At 48.1% G+C, this 24884-nt stretch carries 23 protein-coding genes and 2 pseudogenes; 7 read left to right on the forward strand and 18 right to left on the reverse strand.

Translation table 11 applies throughout. From position 1 onward, the window contains the following. Positions 1-457 precede the first annotated feature (457 nt). The 10 genes from nth to blr form a co-directional block, all read right to left on the reverse strand. Positions 458-1093: an endonuclease III gene (gene nth, locus E6P06_RS14470; protein ID WP_003029161.1), complete on the reverse strand. Its 636-nt coding sequence runs from the start codon at positions 1091-1093 to the stop codon at positions 458-460. Further along, positions 1090-1785 carry an electron transport complex subunit E gene (locus tag E6P06_RS14475; RefSeq protein ID WP_003029158.1) on the reverse strand — a complete coding sequence of 232 codons (696 nt, stop codon included), beginning with the start codon at positions 1783-1785 and terminating at the stop codon, positions 1090-1092. The genes nth and E6P06_RS14475 overlap by 4 nt, the downstream gene beginning before the upstream one ends. A gap of 3 nt (positions 1786-1788) precedes the next feature. Further along, positions 1789-2409 carry an electron transport complex subunit RsxG gene (gene rsxG, locus E6P06_RS14480; protein WP_003029155.1) on the reverse strand — a complete coding sequence of 207 codons (621 nt, stop codon included), beginning with the start codon at positions 2407-2409 and terminating at the stop codon, positions 1789-1791. 9 nt (positions 2410-2418) lie between these two features. After that, positions 2419-3471 (reverse strand): electron transport complex subunit RsxD, encoded by a 1053-nt coding sequence (gene rsxD / locus E6P06_RS14485; RefSeq protein WP_139935372.1) that lies wholly within the window; start codon positions 3469-3471, stop codon positions 2419-2421. Then, a complete protein-coding gene (gene rsxC, locus E6P06_RS14490) occupies positions 3472-5589 on the reverse strand; it encodes an electron transport complex subunit RsxC (protein ID WP_139935373.1) in 2118 nt (705 codons plus the stop codon). After that, positions 5582-6160, reverse strand: a complete 579-nt coding sequence (gene rsxB / locus E6P06_RS14495; protein ID WP_003029148.1) for an electron transport complex subunit RsxB — start codon at positions 6158-6160, stop codon at positions 5582-5584. Before rsxB ends, rsxC begins: the two co-directional genes overlap by 8 nt. Next, positions 6160-6741: an electron transport complex subunit RsxA gene (gene rsxA, locus E6P06_RS14500; RefSeq protein ID WP_003029144.1), complete on the reverse strand. Its 582-nt coding sequence runs from the start codon at positions 6739-6741 to the stop codon at positions 6160-6162. The genes rsxB and rsxA overlap by 1 nt, the downstream gene beginning before the upstream one ends. Before the next feature lie 76 nt (positions 6742-6817). After that, the gene (locus tag E6P06_RS14505) at positions 6818-7258 is read right to left on the reverse strand and encodes a DUF2569 domain-containing protein (protein ID WP_003832803.1); all 441 of its coding nucleotides are present in this window, start codon (positions 7256-7258) and stop codon (positions 6818-6820) included. A 91-nt stretch (positions 7259-7349) separates the two neighbouring features. Next, a complete protein-coding gene (ydgT, locus tag E6P06_RS14510; RefSeq protein WP_003029138.1) occupies positions 7350-7565 on the reverse strand; it encodes a transcription modulator YdgT in 216 nt (71 codons plus the stop codon). Positions 7566-7856: 291 nt separating this feature from the next. Beyond that, entirely contained in the window at positions 7857-7982 is a 126-nt protein-coding gene (gene blr / locus E6P06_RS14515) for a division septum protein Blr (RefSeq protein ID WP_003029134.1), read from the reverse strand. A 240-nt stretch (positions 7983-8222) separates the two neighbouring features. On the opposite strand from blr, the gene E6P06_RS14520 reads away from it, so the two are divergent. Further along, complete coding sequence (locus tag E6P06_RS14520; protein WP_003836419.1) at positions 8223-9263, forward strand: oxidoreductase; 1041 nt, start codon at positions 8223-8225, stop codon at positions 9261-9263. 101 nt (positions 9264-9364) lie between these two features. On the opposite strand, the gene add is transcribed toward E6P06_RS14520, so the two are convergent. The 3 genes and pseudogenes from add to E6P06_RS14535 form a co-directional block, all read right to left on the reverse strand. Beyond that, complete coding sequence (gene add / locus E6P06_RS14525; RefSeq protein ID WP_139935374.1) at positions 9365-10366, reverse strand: adenosine deaminase; 1002 nt, start codon at positions 10364-10366, stop codon at positions 9365-9367. Positions 10367-10466: 100 nt separating this feature from the next. Then, complete coding sequence (locus E6P06_RS14530; RefSeq protein WP_139935375.1) at positions 10467-11639, reverse strand: MalY/PatB family protein; 1173 nt, start codon at positions 11637-11639, stop codon at positions 10467-10469. Between the two features lie 10 nt (positions 11640-11649). Further along, positions 11650-12117: pseudogene (locus tag E6P06_RS14535) on the reverse strand (glucose PTS transporter subunit EIIB); the annotation flags it as partial. Positions 12118-12535: 418 nt separating this feature from the next. Here E6P06_RS14535 and E6P06_RS14540 point away from each other — a divergent pair. After that, positions 12536-13258: an inovirus-type Gp2 protein gene (locus E6P06_RS14540; protein WP_049025764.1), complete on the forward strand. Its 723-nt coding sequence runs from the start codon at positions 12536-12538 to the stop codon at positions 13256-13258. 857 nt (positions 13259-14115) lie between these two features. Continuing rightward, on the forward strand, positions 14116-14586 hold the full coding sequence (locus tag E6P06_RS14545) for a hypothetical protein (RefSeq protein ID WP_246862910.1): 471 nt from the start codon (positions 14116-14118) through the stop codon (positions 14584-14586). Positions 14587-14604: 18 nt separating this feature from the next. On the opposite strand, the pseudogene E6P06_RS14550 reads toward E6P06_RS14545, so the two are convergent. After that, positions 14605-15749 (reverse strand): annotated as a pseudogene (locus E6P06_RS14550) (IS3 family transposase); the annotation flags it as partial. A 108-nt stretch (positions 15750-15857) separates the two neighbouring features. Here E6P06_RS14550 and E6P06_RS14555 point away from each other — a divergent pair. Further along, complete coding sequence (locus E6P06_RS14555; RefSeq protein WP_246862904.1) at positions 15858-16646, forward strand: hypothetical protein; 789 nt, start codon at positions 15858-15860, stop codon at positions 16644-16646. A 5-nt stretch (positions 16647-16651) separates the two neighbouring features. Next, positions 16652-17239: an SLATT domain-containing protein gene (locus E6P06_RS14560; protein WP_007890843.1), complete on the forward strand. Its 588-nt coding sequence runs from the start codon at positions 16652-16654 to the stop codon at positions 17237-17239. A 221-nt stretch (positions 17240-17460) separates the two neighbouring features. On the opposite strand, the gene E6P06_RS14565 is transcribed toward E6P06_RS14560, so the two are convergent. Next, positions 17461-17907, reverse strand: a complete 447-nt coding sequence (locus E6P06_RS14565) for a hypothetical protein (protein WP_049025767.1) — start codon at positions 17905-17907, stop codon at positions 17461-17463. A gap of 76 nt (positions 17908-17983) precedes the next feature. Then, positions 17984-18598, reverse strand: a complete 615-nt coding sequence (locus E6P06_RS14570) for a recombinase family protein (RefSeq protein WP_007890845.1) — start codon at positions 18596-18598, stop codon at positions 17984-17986. Between the two features lie 695 nt (positions 18599-19293). On the opposite strand from E6P06_RS14570, the gene E6P06_RS14575 reads away from it, so the two are divergent. Together E6P06_RS14575 and E6P06_RS14580 are read left to right on the forward strand one after the other, a co-directional pair. After that, a complete protein-coding gene (locus E6P06_RS14575) occupies positions 19294-20232 on the forward strand; it encodes a cation diffusion facilitator family transporter (RefSeq protein ID WP_001198019.1) in 939 nt (312 codons plus the stop codon). Between the two features lie 117 nt (positions 20233-20349). Then, entirely contained in the window at positions 20350-20760 is a 411-nt protein-coding gene (locus tag E6P06_RS14580; RefSeq protein WP_187173916.1) for a cytochrome b562, read from the forward strand. A 100-nt stretch (positions 20761-20860) separates the two neighbouring features. On the opposite strand, the gene E6P06_RS14585 is transcribed toward E6P06_RS14580, so the two are convergent. Both E6P06_RS14585 and E6P06_RS14590 read right to left on the reverse strand, forming a co-directional pair. Further along, the gene (locus E6P06_RS14585) at positions 20861-21841 is read right to left on the reverse strand and encodes an IS5-like element ISKpn26 family transposase (RefSeq protein ID WP_000019445.1); all 981 of its coding nucleotides are present in this window, start codon (positions 21839-21841) and stop codon (positions 20861-20863) included. A 578-nt stretch (positions 21842-22419) separates the two neighbouring features. Further along, positions 22420-24717, reverse strand: a complete 2298-nt coding sequence (locus E6P06_RS14590; RefSeq protein WP_016537360.1) for a heavy metal translocating P-type ATPase — start codon at positions 24715-24717, stop codon at positions 22420-22422. Positions 24718-24884: the final 167 nt, after the last annotated feature.

The following is a 24884-nucleotide window of genomic DNA, read 5'->3' on the forward strand; positions in this document are numbered from 1 at the left end:
CATATATCATGACTGGTGAAATCGTCGGGGCTGCGAAATGTTATCTAGCGTTAAATTTCTTCATTTGTAAAATGGCAGATTTTTACACTGTTTAATCACCGCTAAAACCGCAATGTGGCGATATGTTCTGCTATTTAAGGTTGAATCCAGTGATATAGGCCATTATCTGAAAAATAGGCAGTGTAATGTTTTGTTTATAAACTGTGCAGTTAGGTCATCTAATTGTCGCCTTAACTAAAAAATAAAAACTTATTAACATTGTGTTAGCTGGATGATCTGGATCACGTATAGATAGAAATTTCTTTTGCTAAAAAAACGATTAACCTGCTCAGGTGTTAATTAACAAGAATATTGCATTAGATTTGAGCCACTGAATGGCATCATTGTCGGGAAAAGAAACTTTGGGGAGTGCATAACTAAACGTTATGTATGGGGCAAAGAGGATGCCCCGGCAGCATTAGATATCGACTTTCTCTTTGAATTCGCAGAGATCTTCGATGATACAGGAACCACAACGTGGCTTTCTGGCTATACAGGTGTAGCGGCCATGAAGAATTAACCAGTGGTGGCAATCGACTTTAAATTCACTGGGTACAACTTTCAGTAGCTTTTCTTCTACCTGCTCGACGTTTTTACCTGGGGCGAATTGTGTCCGGTTACATACCCGGAAAATGTGGGTATCTACGGCAATAGTGGGCCAGCCAAAGGCGGTATTTAACACCACATTAGCCGTCTTGCGCCCAACGCCGGGGAGAGCTTCTAACGCAGCACGGTCTTCAGGCACTTCACCATTATGTTGTTCCAGCAGAATGCGGCAGGTTTTAATTACGTTTTCCGCTTTGCTGTTAAACAAGCCGATTGTCTTGATGTAGGACTTAACACCTTCAACTCCGAGCTCCAGCATCGCAGCAGGCGTATTGGCGACGGGGTATAGTTTAGCCGTCGCTTTATTGACGCTGACATCGGTGGCTTGAGCGGATAGCAAGACCGAAATCAGCAGTTCAAACGGCGATGTAAAATTAAGCTCGGTTGTCGGATGCGGGTTGTTATCCCGAAGGCGAGTCAGTATTTCCAGACGTTTTGCTTTGTTCATGAGACATTCCCTGTTTCACCAGCTGGACTGTCCGCAACAGCCGCTTCGGCACGACGTTTCTTCATTCTCTCATCAATCAGGTACTTAACTGCCAGCATCAAGCCCAGACCAATAAACGCGCCTGGTGGCAGCATGGCCAGCAGAAACGGCGTATCAGTATGGAAGATCTCAACGCGCAATACTTTGGCCCAGTTACCCAACAAACCGTCTGCGCCATCAAACAGTGTACCGTTACCAATTATTTCACGCAGCGAGCCCAGAACAAACATGGCGCCGGTCGCCCCCATACCGATGGAAAAACCATCGAGTGCGGATAATGCAGGGCCTTTTTTGGCGGCGAAGGCTTCTGCGCGGCCAACAACAATACAGTTGGTCACAATCAGCGGGATAAAGATGCCCAGAGACTGATACAGGCCAAAGGCATAGGCATTGATCAGCATCTGCACCGCACTCACCACGGAGGCGATGATCATGACATAAATTGGAATACGGATTTCAGGCGGAGTCCAGCGACGAAGGGCCGAAATCGTCAGGTTGGTCAGCGTCAGAACGAGCGTCGTCGCGAGCCCCAGCCCCAGCGCGTTAGTGGCGGTAGAGGTAACGGCCAACAGCGGACACATCCCGAGTAGCTGCACAAGCGCGGAGTTATTTTTCCATAACCCCTGGACAATAACGTCTTTAATTTCGCTCATGATTTATTCTCCACAGGCGCTAAGTTGAGGAAGCTGCGCGGGTAGCGTCTGCGCATACAAACCGGCGCGTTTTACTGCGTTCACTACCGCCCGCGGCGTAATGGTTGCGCCAGTAAACTGGTCAAAGTCGCCGCCGTCTTTTTTCACAGCCCAGTGGGCATCGTTACCCGTAGCGATCGTTTTGCCGCTAAAGTGGGTGATCCAGTCGGACAGTCGCAGTTCGATTTTATCGCCCAGTCCCGGGGTTTCATGATGCTCAGTTACCCGCGTACCCAACACGGTACCCGTAAAATCGACACCGACAAGCAGTTGAATCGCCCCGGAATACCCATCTGGCGCCGTAGCTTCAAGAATTGCTGCAACGGGACGGTCGTCCTGGCGGGCAATATACACGCGGTGAGTACCTTTGCCCAATGCCTGCGCATTGACCAGATAACAGCTCTCAGACAAGTTATTATTGTAGCGATCGCCAGGTAGCACCTGATCGAACAGTGCTTTTTGCTGCAGCGCGGCCTGTTCATCAATGGTGGACTTGGTTAATTGATTGATTGCCGCGGTTAATCCCGTTGAACCAGCAGCAAACAGTGCCAGCGTAATACCGTGTTTACGAATCGTTTTCAGCATTGGGAGTCCTTAGCGATGTCCGTACACGCGAGGGCGGGTATAATAATCAATCAGGGGAACCGTGATATTTGCCAGTAATACAGCAAAGGCTACACCGTCAGGATAACCGCCAAAACTGCGAATCAACCATACTAACAACCCCGCAAGTGCGCCAAAAATCAGGCGGCCGCGGTTAGTTGTCGAGGCCGTAACGGGGTCGGTAAGAATAAAAAATGCACCCAGCATGGTTGCGCCGGAAAGCAGGTGTAACTGAGGAGACGCGAGTGACTCAGGTGAGAACAACCATCCCAGAGTGGCGCAAACGGCGAGCGACAGCAGGAAGCTAACCGGGATATGCCAGCGAATCGCCCCCTGCCATAACAGAACGATACCACCCGCCAGCCAGGCAAGATTAACCCACTGCCAGCCCGCGCCTGCCAGCACACCGCTGTAAATCGAGTATTGCATCACCTGTTCAACGGTATGCCCGGCATGCAGTGATGTCTTAAAGGTATCGAGAGGCGTTGCCTGGCTGATACCATCAATGCCCATACGCAGTGTATTCATATCCCCACCGCTGACGGTATGGCCGCTAAGGATAACGTTCAGCGCGTCAAAGAACCCAGGCACTGTAGCCGCAATTTCGTGCGGCGGCAGCCAACTGGTCATCTGTACTGGAAATGAGATTAGCAGCACGACGTAACCAATCATGGCAGGGTTAAACGGGTTCTGACCGAGACCGCCATACAGCTGTTTCGCAATGATAACCGCGAATACCGTGCCCAATACCACCATCCACCAGGGGGCGAGCGGGGGAATACTCACGGCCAGCAGCAACCCGGTGAGTAACGCAGAGTTGTCTTTTAAAATCGGCACAATGGGTTGTTTACGCAGTTTAAGCACGCCCGCTTCGGCTGCGATAGCGCTGATGGCGGCCAGAATTATCTGGAACAACGTACCCCAGCCGAAGAACCACAGCTGTGCGGCGATTCCCGGCAATGCCGCAAGTAACACCAACATCATGATACGTGATGTCTGGCGCTGGTTATGGGTATAAGGGGAGCTTGCTATTCTGAATACCATTTATTCCTCGTTAACAACCTGCTGCTGTGCGGCTTTCTTTGCCTGAGCGCGTGCGATAGCGGCCGCGACGGCGGCTTTGCGTGGATCAACCGGCTCGGCTGTTTCCGGTACCGCCTGCTGTTCGAGCTTGCGGGCCTTGGCGCGGGCGATGGCCGCTTCCACGGCGGCTTTACGCGGATCAACCGATTCGGCTGTTTCCGGTACCTCCTGCTGCTCGAGCTTGCGGGCCTTGGCGCGGGCGATGGCCGCTTCCACGGCGGCTTTACGCGGATCAACCGATTCGGCTGTTTCCGGTACCACCTGCTGCTCGAGCTTGCGGGCCTTAGCGCGGGCGATGGCCGCTTCCACGGCGGCTTTACGTGGATCAACCGGTTCGGCTGTTTCCGGTACCGCCTGCTGCTCGAGCTTGCGGGCTTTGGCGCGAGCAATTGCCGCTTCGACGGCAGCTTTACGCGGATCTGTACCCGTGCTGCTGCCTTCACTTTGCGGCGAATTTTCCTTACGGGAAGCACGAGCTTGCGCCTTACGCGCCTCGCGTGCGGCAATCACTGCGCTATTGTCAGGTTTTTCACCTGCCTGAATTACTACCGGCTGCAGCGCCTGAGCCTGTTTTTCTTTTACGCGAGCCAGCGCGGCGGCAATAGCATCATGGTCTTTGGCCGCCGGTTGAGCAGCGGCGCTCTTATGACGTTCAAGACGCGCTGCTTTTTCACGTTCAAGGCGCGCCTGTCGGGCTTCAAACCGTGCTTTCGCTTCAGCGGCTCGTTTTTCTTCCTGGCTAATGGCGTAAATCTCAGCTTTTTCCTGGCGGAAATACTGCACCAGCGGAATATTGCTTGGGCATACCCAGGCGCAGGCACCGCATTCAATGCAGTCGGCGATATTGTGGGCCGTTGCTTTGTCGTGCTGTTGCCCTTTACTGAACCAATAAAGCTGTTGTGGCAGGAGATCCGCCGGACAGGCATCGGCGCATGCGCTACAGCGAATGCAGCCTTTCTCTTCCGGCGTTTCACCCATTTCACTGGCAGAGGGGGCCAGAAGACAGTTGGTAATCTTCACCACCGGGACATCCAGCCATGGCAGCGTAAACCCCATCAGCGGTCCGCCCATAATCACCATCTGGTCGGCGGAAGGGCAGAAGCCCGCGTCGTTGAGCAGATGGCGAACCGGCGTGCCCAAACGAGCCCAGACGTTGCCCGGACGGCTGACGGCTTCACCGGTAAGCGTCACGACACGCTCGGTGATTGGCTCACCGTCAATTACTGCACGTTTAATTGCATAGGCGGTTCCGACGTTTTGCATCAATACGCCGATATCTGAGGAGCGTCCACCGTGGGGAACCTGCTTGCCAGTCAGGATTTGTGTTAACTGTTTAGCCCCGCCGGAAGGGTACTTGGTGGGGATCACGCGCAAACTGATGTCGTGTGAATCAGCCAGAACTGCGCGCAGCATAGATATTGCCTGCGGCTTGTTATCTTCTATGCCGAGGAGGATCTCGCGTGGCTGAAGAATGTGCGCCAGGATGCGGATCCCTTCGACGACCTGAGCCGCACAGTCCTGCATCAGGCGGTCATCTGCCGTAATGTACGGCTCGCATTCGGCGGCGTTAATGATCAGCGTTTCAATTTTATCTCCGCCGCCCTGCAGTTTAACGCCGGTGGGAAAACCTGCGCCACCCAGCCCGGCGACGCCGAACTGATGAATACGTGCAATCAGCTCTTCCCGGTTGCGGGAGCGGTAATCGGTCCAGCCGTCTCGCTCAATCCAGCGGTCTTCTCCATCGGCGTCTATGATAACGCTCAACTCAGCCAGTGCCGAAGGATGTGCGGTGGAGTGCGGGGCAATGGCAACCACGGTACCTGATGTTGGCGCATGGACTGGAAGCATTTTGCCACGCCCGCGGGTTAATGCCTGACCACGCAGCACGGTGTCACCCACGTTTACGCACAGTTCACCCTCCGCACCAATATGTTGTTTCAGCGGAATAACGAAACGCGGTGCCAGCGGAACCTGTCGCAACGGTGTTCCGTTTGACTGGGTTTTCATTTCTGGTGGATGAATGCCACCATCAAAGTCCCAGATTTTATTTTTTCTGAATGCAGAGAATAACTTAAACATGTTGTTCCACGGGAATGATGCGCACAGGGATGGTGTTTAAATCCCATTTCCAGCTATCGGGTGTCTCGGCTACCGGGCGTAATTCAATGCATTGCGTCGGGCACGGGTCAACACACAGGTTGCACCCAGTGCAGAGATCGCTCATTACCGTGTGCATGGCGCGAGTCGCGCCCACGATCGCATCGACCGGGCAGGCCTGAATACACTTAGTGCACCCGATACAGTTATTTTCATCAATGACCGCCAGCATACGCACCGGCGTAACGTCTTGTTCATCACCATCAATAGGCTGCGGATCGACGTTCAGCAGGGCGGCAATTTTTAACATCACCGCTTCGCCACCGGGGGCGCAACGGTTAATTTTTTCACCCTGAGAGCCGATCGCTTCAGCGTAAGGATGACAGCCCGGATAGCCGCACTGCCCACACTGGCTTTGCGGGAGAATTTCATCAATTTTCTCCACGACCGGATCATCTTCAACGGCAAAACGTCGTGAGGCGTACCCCAAAATAGCGCCGAACGCCAGACCCAGTACACTCACTGCGGCAACGGCAATCCAGATAGCATTCATTACAACTTCACCAAACCACTAAAGCCCATAAAGGCCAATGACATTAAACCAGCGGTAATCAGCGCAATCGCATTCCCGCGAAACGGCGCCGGGACGTCCGCCACGGCGAGGCGTTCGCGGATCGCGGCGAACAGTACCATCACCAGCGAGAAGCCGACGGCGGCGGAAAAACCGTATAGCGCCGACTGTAAAAAGTTATGGCCGAGGTTGATGTTCAGCAGCGCCACACCTAACACTGCGCAGTTAGTCGTGATCAGCGGTAGGAAGATCCCCAGCAGGCGGTACAGCGCAGGGCTGGTTTTGCGCACAACCATTTCGGTAAACTGCACGACGACGGCGATAACCAGAATAAAAGCCAGTGTGCGCAGATAGATGAGATTGAGCGGGATTAGGATCCAGGTATCAATCAGCCATGCGCAGATGGATGCCAGTGTCATGACAAACGTCGTGGCAAGGCCCATACCCATTGCGGTTTCCAGTTTTTTGGAAACGCCCATAAACGGGCAGAGGCCCAGAAACTTGACCAGTACAAAGTTATTGACCAGTACAGTTCCGACAAACAGCAGCAGGTAATCAGTCATTTTTCGGCCTGAAATAAAAAAGCCGCCTATTATCTGACAATCTACAACAGGCGACAACAGGTTAACTGTAGGGTTATTACGGGTTCACAAACGTCGATTTAACGCGCTGCGATCGCTTGAAGTAGGGCACCAACAGTGCTGCGGCCAGTAATGGGAACAGCAGTTGGCGCACCGCAAAAGCGTCTGGGACAGGTGAAAACGCAAACGCTTTAATCGCCAGCAACACGGAGATCAGCAGCCACAGAATGTAATGCTTGGGCACACAGGCTCTGCGTTTGAAAAACGCAATTGTCAGCCACAGTGTGTAATACCACATGGCGATCGCGGTAACAAAGGAGACGCCCCATAACAGCAAATTTGCTGTACTTTGCTCACCCAGCGTTTTGAAGGTTTGCGGTGTTGCCAGCGCAGTGACATAAAGTAATAACGCCAGCGAAGCGCTCAACAACGCGACTAACAGCCAGGCCAGTGGCCCAAGTAGCCAGCCTCCGATACGTTGTGCCGGTGTGGTAGTCATCTCTTCTCCAGTTTTACGCGCGCAATCAATCATGCCATTCATTTTGGGGCGATTATTATAAAGCTTTTAACGTTGAGCGCTACTTTCTTCTCTATTGCACGTAATGCCAGACTGATTTAGGTACCTGACCAACATCAAACAGACGGCCTCCGGATATAAGCTCCGCACGGCGATGGTCTGCGGCACGGTACATATTGATCATGTCGCTATCGTCGGTGAGCGTGTAGTTTAAATGGTCGAAAAGTTTTTCCAGACTTTCGAGTGAACTGATTTTGCGGAATTTTAATAAGTAATCCTGAACAGTCATAAATGCAGATCCATATTAATAAAATAATACCAACGGAGTAGAAAATATAAAAATAAACAACGTGCACAGGTAAAAGCGGATTTACGTGCAAATGTAAGAAGAGTGTTCATACCTGTGAAAAAGCAGGCGCTATGCGCGTCTTCGGCAAGGGTAACGCGCTTAGCGATCGCTGGCAATATGCAGCGGAGCGGGATGCGGCATAATTCGCTTTTTTTGACAGAAAGCGATCTTTTACCGGCAAACCCTGCAACTACCAATGTTAATTGCCGGGCAATAAAAGGTTGCGGATGCTTATTTCTTCTGCACTGCCGCAACGGGCTCTGGCGGCTGGTAATTGTCAATATGATTGGCAACACCCAGCAGGATCACGGAGACGGCGAGAACAATCCAACCTGTTAATTCAATAAGACGATTCATTACTGATGACATTTGCTTTGATTTATCCATAAACACAGGCTGCAAATGTTACTAATCTCTCATTAATACAGCAAGATGGTTGGGAACGATTTCTCCCTCTTTTTCGCTGCAAGTTAAGCATAAGTGGCATATGTTTGACTTAAGTTAAAAACAACCTTTGTAGCGCAAAGGTTATTAAACTATTGAGACGTTGCAAGGTATGGTGTGAAATAGGTCAGTCCTGAATTGAGAGGCAATAACATGAGTGACAACATCCGCGTTGGGCTAATTGGCTATGGTTATGCCAGTAAAACCTTCCATGCCCCCCTGATTGTGGGCACGCCGGGCCTGGAACTGGCTGCAGTTTCCAGTAGTGATGAAGCAAAAGTGAAGGCAGACTGGCCTACGGTGGCGGTTGTTGCTGAGCCTAAGCATCTTTTTAACGATCCAAATATCGACCTGATTGTGATCCCCACGCCTAATGACACACACTTTCCATTAGCGAAAGCTGCGCTGGAAGCGGGCAAACATGTGGTTGTTGATAAGCCTTTTACTGTGACACTGTCACAAGCTCGTGAGCTGGATACGCTGGCGCGCAGCCTCGGGCGCGTGCTGTCTGTGTTCCATAACCGTCGCTGGGACAGTGATTTTCTGACGCTGAAAGCTCTGCTGGCGGATGGTGTTTTGGGAGAGGTGGCGTATTTCGAATCCCATTTCGATCGTTTCCGCCCGCAGGTTCGTGACCGTTGGCGTGAACAGGGCGGTCCGGGAAGCGGTATCTGGTACGATTTAGCACCGCATCTTTTGGATCAGGCGATTAATCTGTTTGGTTTGCCCGTCAGCCTGACGGTAGACCTGGCCCAGTTGCGTCCAGGCGCGCAGGCGACGGATTACTTCCATGCCATCCTGACGTATCCGCAGCGTCGTGTGATCCTGCATGGCACCATGCTCGCTGCCGCAGAATCGGCCCGTTATATTGTGCACGGATCGCGTGGCAGCTATGTGAAGTATGGTCTTGACCCGCAGGAAGAGCGTCTGAAAAATGGCGAGCGACTACCACAGGAAGACTGGGGTTATGATATGCGCGATGGCGTTTTGACGCGAGTAGAAGGCGAAGAGCAGGTTGAAGAAACCTGGCTTACTGTACCAGGCAACTATCCGGCGTACTATGCTGGCATTCGTGATGCGCTAAACGGTAACGGTGAAAACCCGGTACCGGCGAGACAGGCTATCCAAATTATGGAGCTGATTGAGCTGGGTATTGAATCTGCGAAACATCGTTCGACACTGTGCCTTGCTTAATTGGACTAATGCCGGATGGAGATGCTCAGGCATTTTATCCGGCCTACAATGAAAACCAACGTAGGCCGGATAAGCGTTAGCGCCATTCAGCACTTTACCCGTTACGCTGCGGCGACTTTCTCGCGCAAGGCTCGTTTTTCTTCGTTACTCAGGAATGCCATTTCCAGACCGTTGATTTGCGCCTGGCGGATCTGTTCGCGCGTTAGGCCTGCAGCTGGTGCGGCAATGGTGTACTCGTGAATAATATCCACACCCTGAACAGCCGGGTCGTCCGTATTCAAACTGGCAATAACGCCATGCTCAAGGAACGTTTTCAGCGGATGGTTCGCTAGTGAGGCAACGGTGCTGGTCTGAATGTTTGATGTCAGGCAGGATTCGATGCCGATACGATGCTCGGCGAGGTAATCCATCAACGCACGATCTTCAACGGCTTTAACGCCGTGACCAATACGCTCAGCGCCCAGCTCTTTAATGGCCTGCCAGATGCTTTCTGGTCCCGCGGCTTCGCCCGCATGCACGGTAATATGCCAGCCGGCGTCGCGTGCCTGGTTGAAATGGGACAGGAACAGACTGCCAGGGAATCCCAGTTCGTCACCGGCTAGATCCAGTGCCGTAATATGATCTCGGTGGGCTAACAGCGCATCCAGTTCCTGCAGACAGGCGGCTTCGCCAAAAGTACGGCTCATAATGCCAATTAAGCGTGCTTCGACGCCAAAGGTCTTGCAGCCATCGCGCACGCCTGCGATGACGGCTTCAACCACACCTGCCACCGGGAGTTGATGCGCCATCGCCATATAGCCTGGTGAAAAACGTAATTCTACATAGTGCAGACCGTTACGTGCTGCATCCTCAATATTTTCAAATGCCACGCGGTGACAGGCATCCAGCGAGGCCAGTACCTTCACGCCCCAGTCGAGCTTGGATAAAAAACTCACTAAATCTGGCTCAGTGGATGTCACTTGCACATGAGGGATCAGCGTTTCCAACGTTTGTGCCGGGAGCGTTAAATTGAACTGACGACCCAGATCCAGAGTCGTTTGGGCACGGATGTTACCATCAAGGTGGCGATGGACGTCGGTCAAGGGGAGGGAAGTATCAATCATGGTCGCACTCGTGTATTTAGGTAAAGTGCGTCGTATTATAAGAAAAAATCGGGATAAAAATCTATGTTGCGCAATGAATAATTTCATTGCGCAAACTTTATTAGCGTACAGAACGTATGCCGTTAATCAACCCCTGAACGCCTTTTTCAAGTTTGGATCGTGGACATCCGGCATTCAGGCGCACAAAACCGCGTCCTTCTTCGCCGTATGTGTATCCGGGCATGATGGCGACTTTCTGCTGGTGGATGAGCGCTTCCTGCAATGCGTGGTCATCAATGTTGAGCGGACGCAGGTCAATCCATGCCAGATAGGTGGATTGCGGAACCTGCCAGTTCAGTTCGGGGAATGCGGCATTAAGCTCGCGGGCGACGTAATGCAAATTGCTGGTAAGGTAATCCCGCAGCGCATCAAGCCAGCTTGCTCCCTGATGATAGGCGGCAATATGTGCGCTCAGCGCGAGCACTGCTGGTGAGGAAAGACCATCGCGACCTTTTAATGCGCAGAGATAATCGTTACGGCTTTGAGCGTCTTCAATAATTCCGTAAGCCCCGGTCAGTGCCGGAATATTAAAACTTTTTGAACCGGAAGTGAGCAGCGCCCAGCTGTCGCGCGCGACATTACTCCAGGGGATATGTGGGTGATCCCCCCATACCATATCCATATGGATCTCATCGGAAATAACTTTTACACCATGGCGCTGACACAGTTCTGCCATGGTTTCCAGCTCATCACGCGTCCACACTTTGCCCGTCGGATTTTGTGGGCTACAGAGCAGAAGAATTTTGCTCTCTGGACGAGACAGGGCATTCTCCAGCGCGGCCATGTCGCAGTACCAACCGTCAGTGCGTTTTTCCAGTTCGACAGCGCGCACCACGCGCTGATTACCTTCAATTGCTTTGTAAAACGCGTCGTACGCCGGCGTATGAATCACCACCGCATCACCCGCAGAAGACCACTGGCGGATCAGCTCCGATACCATATAGATGACCGAGGGGCCATAAGCCAGCGACTGAGGATCGATTTGGGTATTATGACGCGATAGAAACCAGTGACTAATCGCCGCAAGAAATTCATCATTTTTCCAGCGACTGTAACCCAACACGCCATGTGACAGGCGCTGAGTCAGCGCCTCCAGAATACAGGGTGCGGTGGCAAAATCCATATCGGAGATAGTGAACGGCAGCAGGTCGGCTGAACCAAAACGGTCGGCAACGTAATCCCACTGAGTGCACCAGGTACCATGCCTGTCCACAACCTTTGAAAAATCAAACATATCATTGTCCTTAAGCTTGTACGGTGTTCATCAGAACTGCGATCTCGTCTTTCACTGACTGGACCTGTGGGCCAATAACGACCTGAAGATTATGCTGATTGAGTTGCACTACGCCAATGGCGCGATTGTCCTTCAGTGCCTGTACATTCACAAGAGACATATCCTTCACTGACAAACGCAGACGGGTAATACAGTTATCCAGGCTAACGATGTTTTCCGCACCGCCAAGCGCCGACAGAATGGCAGGGACGTTGTAACCGGATTTACCCGGCGCTCCAGCCATTACTTTTTCGATATTGCTGGCAATTTCGACGTCTCGACCTGGTGTCTTCAAATTGAAGCGTGTGATGGCGAAACGGAAGATGACGTAGTACACCGCGAACCAGATCGCCGCCACAACAGGGACCAGATACCACTTGGTAGAGAGTCCATGCAGGATGCCGAACACCACGAAGTCAATCAGGTTACCGTCGGTGTTCACTGAAGTGTAATAGGTATAATTGATATTTGCCGATGTACACTGTGAACAATCAGGTTACTGCAATGTTGAAAATTACAGCTCCCACTCAACTGTGTATGCCGGAAGGAAGCCAAAGACAAGATTGTAAATCCCTTTGAATTTCTCCGTTGTTACCAACACCCCACACAATCATCATCCCTCTTTTATCAAGGCATGATTTCCGTTGCCCCCTTTCACTCCTTCTGATATGATAATGAGTTATTATAAATATTTCCGTAAACTTTGTTCCGTAGTATTTCTCTCCTCGAAAACATCCCCAACGTCAGATGCAAGGCGGCTTTGCGCTATCGCAAATGCCATCGTTTTACCGTGGTTTTAGGTAGTAACTATGTAGGAGGTGTGATCTCTTTCTGAGTACAAAAAGGTTAATTTAACAATGATGCAACAATCACAAACCCTATTCGAATCGTCGGTTTTATCGGCAACAAGTTTTCGTACCGTCTACCATGAACACGGACGTTACAAAACAATTAATGGCAACTCCTTTGTTCATGATGGTCATGCATACCGGATTAACACAAGAATCGGCTCTGGTGTTCGTCATGACATACTTATTTCAACAATCAACGAACTGAACGCAATCCTGAAGCTCTACAGTCGAGTGTTCCTGACCCGTTTTGATCTCCACCTCCCTGAGTTCACTTCTGTTGAAGCAGGTAACAAATACATACGCAACCTGTTCAAACGATTACGTGACCGCCTGGAGTCTGGAAACAACGGTTTATCAGAACCTATCATCGATTTTGCTTACGGTTGGGTTTGCGAACAGGAAAAGGCTTCACAACCCCATTACCATTGCTGGATTGCACTTCCACATCGTTCGGTAAGATGGTTTGGAACGCCAGAAAGAGGGATCGCTGGTATTATTACGGAAATCTGGATGAAACTGACAGGTGGTAAAGCAACGCTGGTAAACTTGTCTAAAGCCACTAAAGACTATCCCGATCACTACGTCATTCATCGTGAACATCCTTCATCACTCGAAGGTCCGGTATTCTGGCTTTCTTACCTGGCAAAAGAACGTGGTAAAGCGCAAACAGGGAAGGGAACACGCATGTACTCAACATCAAAATTGAGTTGTAAAGCACTAAATTCGTAAATATCGCACAGGAAGCCCGTAGCGCGTTTTTCTTTCCAAGGTATGCAATCGCATTACCCATATCATGAAAATCGCTTACAGCCTCGCTCATAGCGTTTTAAGGCATAATTTGTAGCTGGTTAACTTTATGCTTCGGTCAGATGCATGATAGTTCAACTATAGTTGCTTTGCTTATAGAATAATACATTCCTTCAAAATTCCGAGCGAAGCGAGGGACACGAACGTAGTGAGTGTCTGTGTACTATGTACTGTTTATAATATTTATATTTTATATATAGAAAAAACAGTACATTTCCGTATGTTTTTTAATCAACGCTAACTATCCGTCTTCGCTTCGCTTGACGGAACTCGCTTCGCTCGCGGTCTTGTTTTTGGGTTGTTGGAACGTGCCCGTCATTCTTGATGCATGTTCCAGTTCCCTTTGATCGTAGGAAGACTTAATCCCACTTTTTGCTTGGCTGAGACCTCTTCATATTGGCTTCCAGAAGTCGCTTACGAATATCTGTTGCAACCGCCTAACTTTTACCTACCTTCCTTGCTCGGTCAAGACCTTCTTTAGTTCTCTATGCAATGTGTAGTCTATTGATATAATTAGTATTTTATTCGAGATTATGTAATTGTGTGAAAAAGGATGAAAAACACACTTTTTGTATTAGCATTAGCCTCCGTATGCCTTCTAAAGCTTTCTAAAATGCAGGCTTCAAAAGTGCTTGATTTTACGAAAGTAATGAAAAGGTGTGATTACTAGCGTTAGTACCAGCACATTGTGTAACCTCTGGACAGTTAAGGATAATTAGATGCAAACAGCAGAGATGTTTCGTATTTTCCTGGACAATTTGAAAATACCTAATGAACGAATGACGGCAATTGCAACACATTATAAAAATGCCACAAGAAGGCTTAACATAAGGTTTCGGGAAACTGAAAACGGTTTCAATAATCGACTGAAGGTTGGTTCAGCAGGTCGTCGTACGGCGGTCAGCAAAACGTCAGATTTAGATATGCTGTACATTATGCCTTCAGGGTTGTGGGAGGCTTATCAAGTAGGTTTGAATCCTCAACGACGTTTACTTCGTGATGTAAAAGATGCTTTAAAACAAACCTTTTCGCAGCAAGAAGTCAAGGTTGATCGATTAGTAGTGCAGATTGTTTTTGACTCTTTCCATATAGAGGTGCAACCAGTCTTTGCTGACGGAGATCATTTTAAATACCCTGATACGAAAGCTGACAATGGTAATGGTGGGTGGCGGGTAACTAAACCTCGTATGGAAATTACCGAAATGAGGAATTTCCGAAATAACAAAAGTCGTAATCTCCATAATCTTTGAATCGCCACGGATAATCTGGACACTTCTGAGCCGTTGATAATACTGGTTTTCATATTCTGTCGGTGACATCTGATTGCTCGAACCATGCCGACGCTTACTGTTATAAAACATTTCGATGTAATCAAAAATATCGCTGCGGGCTTCTTCCCGTGTTCCGTAGATCTTTTTCTTTATCCGTTCGCGTTTCAGCAACTGGAAAAAGCTTTCTGCAACCGCATTATCGTGACAGTTACCGCGACGGCTCATGCTGCCCTCCAGACCATGTGATTTCAGGAACGACTGCCACTCATGGCTTGTGTACTGACTGCCCTGATCTGAATGAACCATCACCTGTTTTAGAGGATTACGTCGCCATATGGCCATCAGAAGCGCATTCAGGACAATGTCCTTTGTCATCCGGGATTGCATTGACCAGCCGATAATTTTGCGTGAGAACAGATCAACAACCACGGCAAGATACAGCCAGCCTTCGTGGGTCCTGATGTAAGTTATGTCCGTTACCCAACGCTCATCCGGAGCATCCGGATTGAACTGTCGCTGAAGCCTGTTGGGCGATACGATACTGACCTCGCCTTTGTGTGCCCGCGGGCTCCGGTACCCGACCTGAGCCTTTATCCCGGCACGATTCATCAGTCGCCAGACTCTGTTCACTCCGCACTGTTGCCCGCTATCCCGCAAGTCCAGATGGATCTTGCGATAACCATAAACGCAACCGGACTCCAGCCAGAACTGTTTGATCTGTCCCGTCAGTCTCAGATCTATCTGGTGGCGCTGAGAATACGGTTGCTTAAACCAGGCGTAAAACCCACTGGGATGAACATCCAGCACCCTGCAGAGCAGACGAACAGGCCAGCAAAGGGAGTTGTCACGAATAAAGGCGTACCTCAGTCGGACAGCTTTGCGAAGTACGCCGCGGCTTTTTTTAATATGTCCCGTTCGTCAGTAACCCGCTTCAACTCCTTCTGGAGTCGGCGGATCTCGGCCTGAGCATCTGACTGTTCTTTGTTAGTGGATGAGTCCGGACCGTACTTCTTTATCCAGGCGTAAAGGCTGTGGGTGGTGATATCGAGACGTGTTGCAACGCTGGAAACAGAATGACCGCGATCAATAACCTGTTTGACTGCTTCAATTTTAAACTCTTCGGGATAACGTTTACCGCTCATGGGCACCTCTCTTTAAGTCATCTTAAATGACTCTGAGGTGTCTGTTAAACCCGTGGCGATTCACTTTGTCGCATGTTGCGAGCTTGGAAAAACAGAAATACAGTAGACATGGGAGGACTTCTTATTGACACGTTAGCATGGAGGTTCCTTAAACAAACCGATGATTATGATGAAACTGGAATGGTTAGTTATGGTTTCATGTGCCGTGACTTTTTTGATTTTTTGCAAAAAGAAGACGTTCATGAACACTATGCTGCAATAGGCAGTGGACAAAGGGTTAAGGTCTACAAAAATTTCCAGCGACAATCAAAACGTGCCTTCAAACTATGCACGCAAGCGATTGACGCGTACGAGAATGGCTATACAAAGAAATGTCATGAACTTTGGCGGGAAGTTTTCGGACTTACTTTTCCTAAAGCAGCAACGGAAATGCAAGACTCTCTGGGGCTGGGGTCAGATAATTTCGTTAATGAATCATATTTTGCCCGCACATGGCGTAATACGGAAGAATTTACGGATGAAAAATTTGATGATGTCGATATTAGATATCCACTTGAAGTCAACTGTATTGTCAAAGAAAGTGGGTATAGGGAACGCTCGATTAGAGCTTACCTTTCGGATATAGCTCGACCTTGGTTACCTCCTAATAAGACTTTATCATTCTCGATCAATCAAGCAAGTTTAGATCTGATTCCTGAACCTTATGACATATACTGGAAAGTATTGAATAGAGGTAAAGAGGCTGAAGAACGTGATGAAATTCGAGGTCAAATAATTTTAGGTCAAACTACCCATACTGAACATACAAAGTTCAGAGGTAGTCATAAGGTGTGGTGTTATATCGTTAAGAATCATATAGTAATTGCCCAGGCTACTATCGACATTCCAATTGAGTGAAAAACATGCTAAAAAATGACTTGCTGAATCATATTGCTTCTGCTGGATACAACGTTGGGTTCGGAGCAAAGAAAACCTTTGCAACATTTGACATTGTAAGTAAGCTTCCTGGCTGGATTGGCATAATATCACTCGCAGTATCTGTTCTTGGTCTTTATATGGATGAAATGAGTTCTAAGAATATTTCTGCAATTTTTATTATTCTGAGCATTGGTAGCCTATACATTAATTTCTATGATGGTGATAAAAGTAAATATGAAGAGGCGGGGAAAAGGCAAACTGACATCTTCAGAAAGATTGAACGACTGTATTACGATGCAAAATCAGAGAGCCAGCCAGATTCAGCTAAGTATATTCAGGAACTTGAAGTTCTGATGCAAGATTTTGATAATAGCACAATTACTAAACAAATTTGTGGTAGTAATTGGTATGCTCACTATAAATTTTACAGTGAATTGGAGAAGCGATGGATTGAGGAACAGTTATCCTTAACTTTTTGGAAAGATAAATTTCCAAATACATTAAAAATATTTTTGATTATAATTTTAGGTATGGTTGTTTTTTTGATCTGCCACAGGTTGAATTGGATTTGATGCATTCATAACCTAATTTGAAAAGTAAAATTACGAATTAGATTAAATGAATTTGTCAAAGTCAGACTATTGATAAATTTTACAACAGTTTAGACTGAATATATGAAAGTATTTGACTGTTGCTGGTTTGATGAATGTGTTGGTGTTATCGAAATCGAGCATCGGTATGGATAAAATAAAGCCTCGCACTTCAGCGAGGCTTGTTATACAACGGTCGTTGTTTAAAGACCACCATGACGATTCGCATAGAACAAGAAATCATTGATATGCCGTTCTAAAGCTTTAAAGAAATCATCATTCGACCAAGTAGTTGAACTATAAGATGCACCGTTTGTAGAACTAAAAGTACGACCATTATCGTTTGTAGAAAATGTCGTTATCGAATAGCGGCCATCAAATCGCTCAGTTTCTGATAATAAAAGTTCATGCTTCCCGCCGTCTTTATACTTCATATTGAAGCTTATATGCCGTGCAGATGTAGAAATTTCAGCGTGGATTCCTCTTTCAAGTAAACCATTTTTGTACGTTTCAACTTCTGGTACGAGAGATTCAATAATTTCCGATAAGCGTTCTCGTTCCTGGGCTAACGTTTCTTTTTCTTCAATCTGCTCTTGTTTTTGTCTGCCTATTTTTTCATCAACACCTTTGAAGAATGAGTTACCTACCATGGGATATCCTTAATTATAATATGAGCGTTTCAAAGTCAGGACATATGGGCAGCAAATACTGTTATCAAGTCCGTTTTTAACACAAAAGCTCTTTCTTGATTCGGTAAAAGGTGGCGCGGCTGATACCTGCCGCTTTCATGATGTGGGCTGGTTTAACATTCTGCGCCAGCATTTCGCGAACAGTTTCACGGGCTTCCATATCTTTTTCTTTCCCCGTATACAAACCTGCCAGTTTTGCTCTCTCGATCCCCTGTGCCTGGCGTTTACGGCGGGTTTCATAATCTTGTCGTGCCATTGTCGCAAGGATATCGATCAGCATAGCATTGACTGCCCGAAGAATGCCGCTAGTAAGGTCGTTACCAGACATTTCAACCATCTGCCAGCTTGTTGGCAAATCCATCGAAACAATAACCAGTCCTTTACTGTTCAGCGTAGCTTTGAGTTCAGCCCATTCTTCATGTTGAAGACGACTGAGACGGTCAATCGCTTCAATTAGAAGCAAATCGCCAGGCCGTGCTTCGGCAAGTAGGTGCATCAGTTCCACACGTTCCAGCTTCGCACCGCTGGCATTCTCAATGTATTCTCCGGCTACTTGCCAGTTTTTGCTTTGCGCAAATTCGCGCAGGCTAACTAATGCACGATCAGCATGTTGGCCTTCGGTAGATGCACGGCAATAGATACGGACATTCATTATGCATTCTCTTTTGAGTATTAAATTGATACCCATATGATACAGTGCGTGTTTTTATTGTCAATAGAGTCAAATTTAACCCTATTGATACTGTGTGTCATGGTCTTTATCAGGTATACCTAAAAGAGATATTGTTCGGATGGTATTCAGATCTTGCTTGGGGTATACGATTTGGTCAGTTTCTGTAGCTGAAGCACTCCGGTTTCATTTCAGCAGGTCTTAATCAAATTCAGTGTGCCATACATGCGGCACGAAAAAGTCTGGCATCAATGTGACCAGTTCTATCACCCACCACAGTCACTACAGTGGCCACACAGTTGGGGACCCAAAGGATGTTGTTTACCATTTTGCAATGGTTGACAGCTACCCGAAAGCAACTCCTCTTCGAGAGCGCTCAATTCCTCAGTTAATCGGGTTTGCAATTTTAGTTTGTTGAACCCATCCACACTGGGCGTAAGTGTATAGTTGTGATAACTGTCAACTTTTCTTCTCTCTTCTGTTCAGAATAAATTAATGTTCAGGCGTTATGATAAATAAATGTTATCGCCACCATGGCGCGGTCTTTACAGGAATAAATCTCACCATTTTTATATTTTCACCACAGTACCTCAAAATTTCATATACCAAAACTGAACTTGGCCGGGTAGTATTGGCTGCTTAGTATTAACTGTAGATGCTGTTATTAGGAGTTTCAGGTGCAGGTAAACAAACTTACGGATGATATTGATATTAGTTCTCATGAGCGTTTCCTCGCGGCCCGTAAAAGCACATGGGTTAGTGTGCTTGTTAATTGTTTTCTGACATCCGGGCAAGTGATTACTGGCGTATTTTCCGGATCTCAGGGGCTTATTGCGGATGGTATCCATTCTCTGTCTGATTTAGTTTCAGACTTTGTGGTGCTTATTGCTAATCATAAAAGTAAAAAAAATCCCGATGATGACCATCACTACGGGCATCATCGTTATGAAAATGGTGCATCATTAATTCTGGGGACAATTTTATTCATTGTTGGCATCGGGATGTTATGGTCAGCAGCAAATAAAATGCAACAACCAGATGATATTCCTCAGGTACATATTGTTGCTCTGTGGGTGGCCTTAGCCGCACTGGTTATCAAAGAGCTTCTTTTTCGCTATATGCTGGCAGTAGCAACCCGAGTAAAATCCACTATGCTGGTTGCCAATGCCTGGCATGCCCGCTCTGATGCCGCCTCATCTTTGGTGGTGGCTATTGGTATTATTGGTAGTTTATCAGGGTTTAAATTGCTTGATCCGGTAGCTGCACTGGTTGTGGGACTGATTGTGACCAGAATGGGATATTCATTTATGTCAGATTCGCTTCATGACTTGATGGACAGGGCCGTGGATATTGAAACTGAAAATAGTATAAAAACAACATTATTGTCCACGCCTGGGGTCGAAGGCATCCATGACCTCAAGACCAGAAAAATGGGGGACCTTGTTGTTGTTGATGTTCATCTGGAAATTGATGGTGATTTATCAGTGAAAGTAGGACATGACATTGCTGTTTTGGCCAGGAAATCAGTTTTAGATAATCATCATGTTTTAAATGTTATGACACATGTTGACCCTTATTTTAAAGGTGATAATAGTCCTGGTTGCGGGGGCAAATAATCCTGAAAAATAATATGAATGCTGCTGTTTTTTGAGAAGATTGGGAAGGGATTATTTTTTTGCGCAATATTACCCCTTCTGACTGTGAAAACGAGAGTAAACAATATGGAGGCTATTATGAGAAAAATTATGCGTACTGTTGTGATAGGAGCCACTCTTCTTTTATCCCCCTGTGTAATGGCTGGTTCTGACGGTGTTGAACATGCCATGAAGATGATGAATAAAAGCTACCGCGCAGCACTTAAGGAGGAGGACGTTACATCCTTCAGGAAAGATATGCGGGAACTGAAAGCAACAGCAGAGTCCATCCTGAACAGCCCTGTAGAAGGGTATGACAGGGAAACGTATGTTGCAGGCATGTCACTTCTAATTGATGAGGTAACTGCCGTTGAAAGTACCGCTGAGAAGGAAGGTCTTGACGCCGGGAAAATTGCAGCACAGAAACTAGGCAGTCTGATGAGAAAATACCACAATAAACTAGGGAAGGTGCGAATAAGCAGGTCATTTCTTCCCAAGCTGACTCGCTGATTAAAATTTCGCGGATCTGGGCCGATTTTTTTCCCGCAAACACATCGAATCAGCCTATTTAGGCTATTTTTTCCACCATTTCTGGCGTTATTTCCGGTTTTTACTGAGATCTCTCCCACTGACGTATCATTTGGTCCACCCGAAACAGGTTGGCCAGGGTGAATAACATCGCCAGTTGGTTATCGTTTTTCAGCAGCCCTTTGTATCTGGCTTTCACGAAGCCGAACTGCCGCTTGATGATGCGAAACGGGTGCTCCACCCTGGCACGGATGCTGGCTTTCATGTATTCGATGTTGATGGCCGTTTTGTTCTTGCGCGGATGCTGCTTCAAGGTTTTTACCTTGCCGGGACGCTCGGCGATCAGCCAGTCCACATCCACCTCGGCCAGCTCCTCGCGCTGTGGCGCTCCTTGGTAGCCGGCATCGGCTGAGACAAATTGCTCCTCTCCATGAAGCAGATTACCCAGCTGATTGAGGTCATGCTCGTTGGCCGCGGTGGTGACTAGGCTGTGGGTCAGGCCACTCTTGGCATCGACACCAATGTGGGCCTTCATGCCAAAGTGCCACTGATTGCCTTTCTTGGTCTGATGCATCTCCGGATCGCGTTGCTGCTCTTTGTTCTTGGTAGAGCTGGGGGCCTCAATGATGGTGGCATCCACCAAAGTGCCTTGGGTCATCATGACGCCTGCTTCGGCCAGCCAGCGATTGATGGTCTTGAACAATTGACGTGCCAGTTGATGCTGCTCGAGCAGGTGGCGGAAATTCATGATGGTGGTGCGATCCGGCAGGGCGCTATCCAGGGATAATCGGGCAAACAGGCGCATGGAGGCGATTTCGTACAGGGCATCTTCCATGGCACCGTCGCTCAGGTTGTACCAATGCTGCATGCAGTGAATACGCAGCATGGTCTCCAGCGGATAGGGCCGTCGGCCATTGCCCGCCTTGGGATAAAACGGCTCGATGACAGCGGTCATATTCTGCCATGGCAGAATCTGCTCCATGCGGGAGAGGAAAATCTCTTTTCGGGTCTGACGGCGCTTAGTGCTGAATTCACTATCGGCGAAGGTGAGTTGATGGCTCATGATGTCCCTCTGGGATGCGCTCCGGATGAATATGATGATCTCATATCAGGAACTTGTTCGCACCTTCCCTAGGTGTTGACTGAGACCGGGAATTATTCGGTGAAGGTAGATATGCTGGAAAGATATCCCTGAACTGACATGATACACGTGCCTGTAATCAAGCAGATAGCTATGCACTGGTGAGGAAATTTCACAACGTTATCTTATCTGCAAAATACATATAAAAATGTTGGGGTAACAAACATGCATTATCAATGCTACATATTTTAGTTTGTTGCCTCAACATAAGTTAAGTACCTATTGGTGTTGCGCGGGGTGGATTCAGGGGGCCAAATTATATTTGGTGGTCACGCGTCAGTCTGTGTTTTGTTTGTTGGTCATGAAGTACATAGGTACTTATTTCGTTTTATACACACTAGGCTGTATGTTTGGAATCCTGGAAAAGTTGAACAAACCTAACGGTAATAAAACTACTTATTGTATATAAATTCTGGCATTTCATCGGTATGCCACTTCAATAGGAGTTAAAGACACCTATAGTGAGATCTGCAGGATCACCATGGATATGTGGATAAGATTTAAGCCTGAAGACTGTTGTATAACTCTTCTTCCTGAGCAAAATGTAGCTGCAGAATAGCCTCAAGCCCATACAAGGAACGTTGTACATCACGAATAATATCAGCTGAAACATCTGTGTTCTGCAGGAGTTCACTGAGTCGACCTAACTTCCTTACTTCCTGATATATTTCCTTGTGGCTACGATACAAAGCAGCAAGGGGGTCATCGCCGACCAGCATTGTCGATAATGAAGGGTACAGATCTTGTTCATCCTGTTGCTCATGAGACAGGATCTTCTGGACCAGTTGTTCATGCAGCTCCTTAAGGAGCATACGTTGCTCTTCCTGATCTGCTAGGGGGAAACGTGCAGCAACTTCAGCCAAACATTGAAGAACAGGTTGTAAATGCTTGTGCTCGTTTCTCAATGTTTCAAGCTGTTGGTTACTTATAGCCTTGTCTAGTGGGCGTGTAACCCGACAGGTCAGCACCCGTAAAGCTGAGAGAATAGCCAGGAGATCAATGAATTCCTGTAAAAGTGCACCTTCAAACGGTGGTAACATACCAAGGGCTGCAATAACCATAGCTATGCAACATAACCCCATTCCGAGCAAGACACTTTGTGTGGCGATACGCATGGAAAGTCTGGCTATTTGTCTGGCATCAACCAATCGGTCTAACTGATCTGTCAGCAGTACGATATCAGCACTTTCTGCTGCCGCAGCGGTTCCCCTTGCCCCCATTGCGACTCCGACCCCAGCTGCTGCAAGTGCCGGGGCATCATTTACCCCGTCACCAACCATCATCGTGCAAAAAGAGTCTGAGGCATCTAATATATGCGCCAGTTTCATCTCCGGGGTCAGTTCAGCCAGAACACGATCGACACCAAGGCCTGTACCAATACTGTCCGCCACTTCCTGCCTGTCCCCTGTCAGCATAACTATCTCGCGCACACCGGCTTTTCGCAACATGCGCAAAGCTCTTGGTGTTTCCAGCCGTAACTGATCAGAGAGCAATAGCCAGCCGACCAACTCCGCATCAATTGCGATCGCAACTACCGTCACATTTTCAATGAACAAGCGCTGACGTGCGGACTCAAACCAGCTACCACTTCTGGCGTGGCTCAGAACAAAATCCAATGTACCAATACATACTTGCTGATCGTTGATTTTTCCTGTCAGACCCGCTCCGGCCACTTCCTGCACTGATTCCGGTATTGGTAAAGAGCCTAAGCCTTGTTCATGTGCCTCCTGTAAAATAGCGCTGGCGATAATGTGACAGGAAAACTGATCCAGACTTGCTGCCAGCCTGAGTAAATCCTGCTGCGTATAATGTGGATTAAGGCTCTGAATCGACGTCAGTTTTGCAGTCCCCCCTGTCAGGGTCCCTGTTTTGTCAAAAAATAGGTGATCTGCCCGAGCCAGTTGCTCCAGTGCGGCACTTCCTTTAATTAGTACCCCTCTCTGTGCAGAGCGGGAAATGCCGGAGACCAACGCCACCGGTACAGCCAGTAAAAGTGGACAGGGGGTTGCGACAACCAGCACAGCCAATGCGCGAACGGGTTCGTTACTCACGGCCCATGCCAGTAGAGCAATGCCAAGGGCAAAGGGGATAAACCAGACGGCATAACGGTCTGCCAGTCGTACTGTTGACGCACGTGACTGACTGGCCTGCTCTACCACACGGATAATACCCTGAAGCGTGCTGTCTTTTGCTGAACGGGCTGCATACATTTTCAGGGCATCTCCCGCATTAATTGCACCACTAAGCATCAGTGCACCAGCCTTCCGGGGGGCGGGTAATGATTCTCCGGTAATTGAGGATTCGTTCAAGACAGCGCTCGCACTCACCAGTGGACCGTCTACAGGAATAGTTTCTCCCGGCTTAACTAAGAGCAAATCACCGGGCTGAATAGATTCTACGGGGATAACCTGAATATCGTTTTTAAGAAGTCTATTCGCTGAACGAGGTGCTTTAGAAAGCAGAGAGGTCATTTCTCGTTCGGCACGGCCCTGAGCATAGCTTTCAAGCAATCTGCCTGTGGCGGTCATAGCGGCAATCACTGCTGCCGTTGCCGACTCTCCCATCCAAAGTGCACCAGACATTGAAATAATCGCAAGGACATCAACCCCAACCTGGTGTTTGAGCAAAGATTTAACCATCTCATAACTTGTTAACAATAACGAAGGAAGAGTGGATAAGATCAACACAATTGTTGAATTGATCCCCCATTGAGCGTTCTGGTTGAAAAAGCTCAACATTAATGCCAACAGGGGGAAACACAACAGCGCGATATCTGACAACAGGTGGTTATATTTCATAAATAGTGTTCCGTTTTTTTCGCGTTCAGAAAAGCATGGGAACCGTGGGGCAGTTATCGTTGAAATGATGATAAAGGAATCATAATAAGTGTGCCAGTTGCTTTCTCATGAAAACCTGTATCATCAATTTTGATATTTGGAGTCAGTTAGTATACCAAAAGTTATTG

This window comes from Citrobacter sp. CF971 (assembly GCF_006385635.1).
GTDB classification, from domain to species: Bacteria; Pseudomonadota; Gammaproteobacteria; order Enterobacterales; family Enterobacteriaceae; genus Citrobacter; species Citrobacter freundii.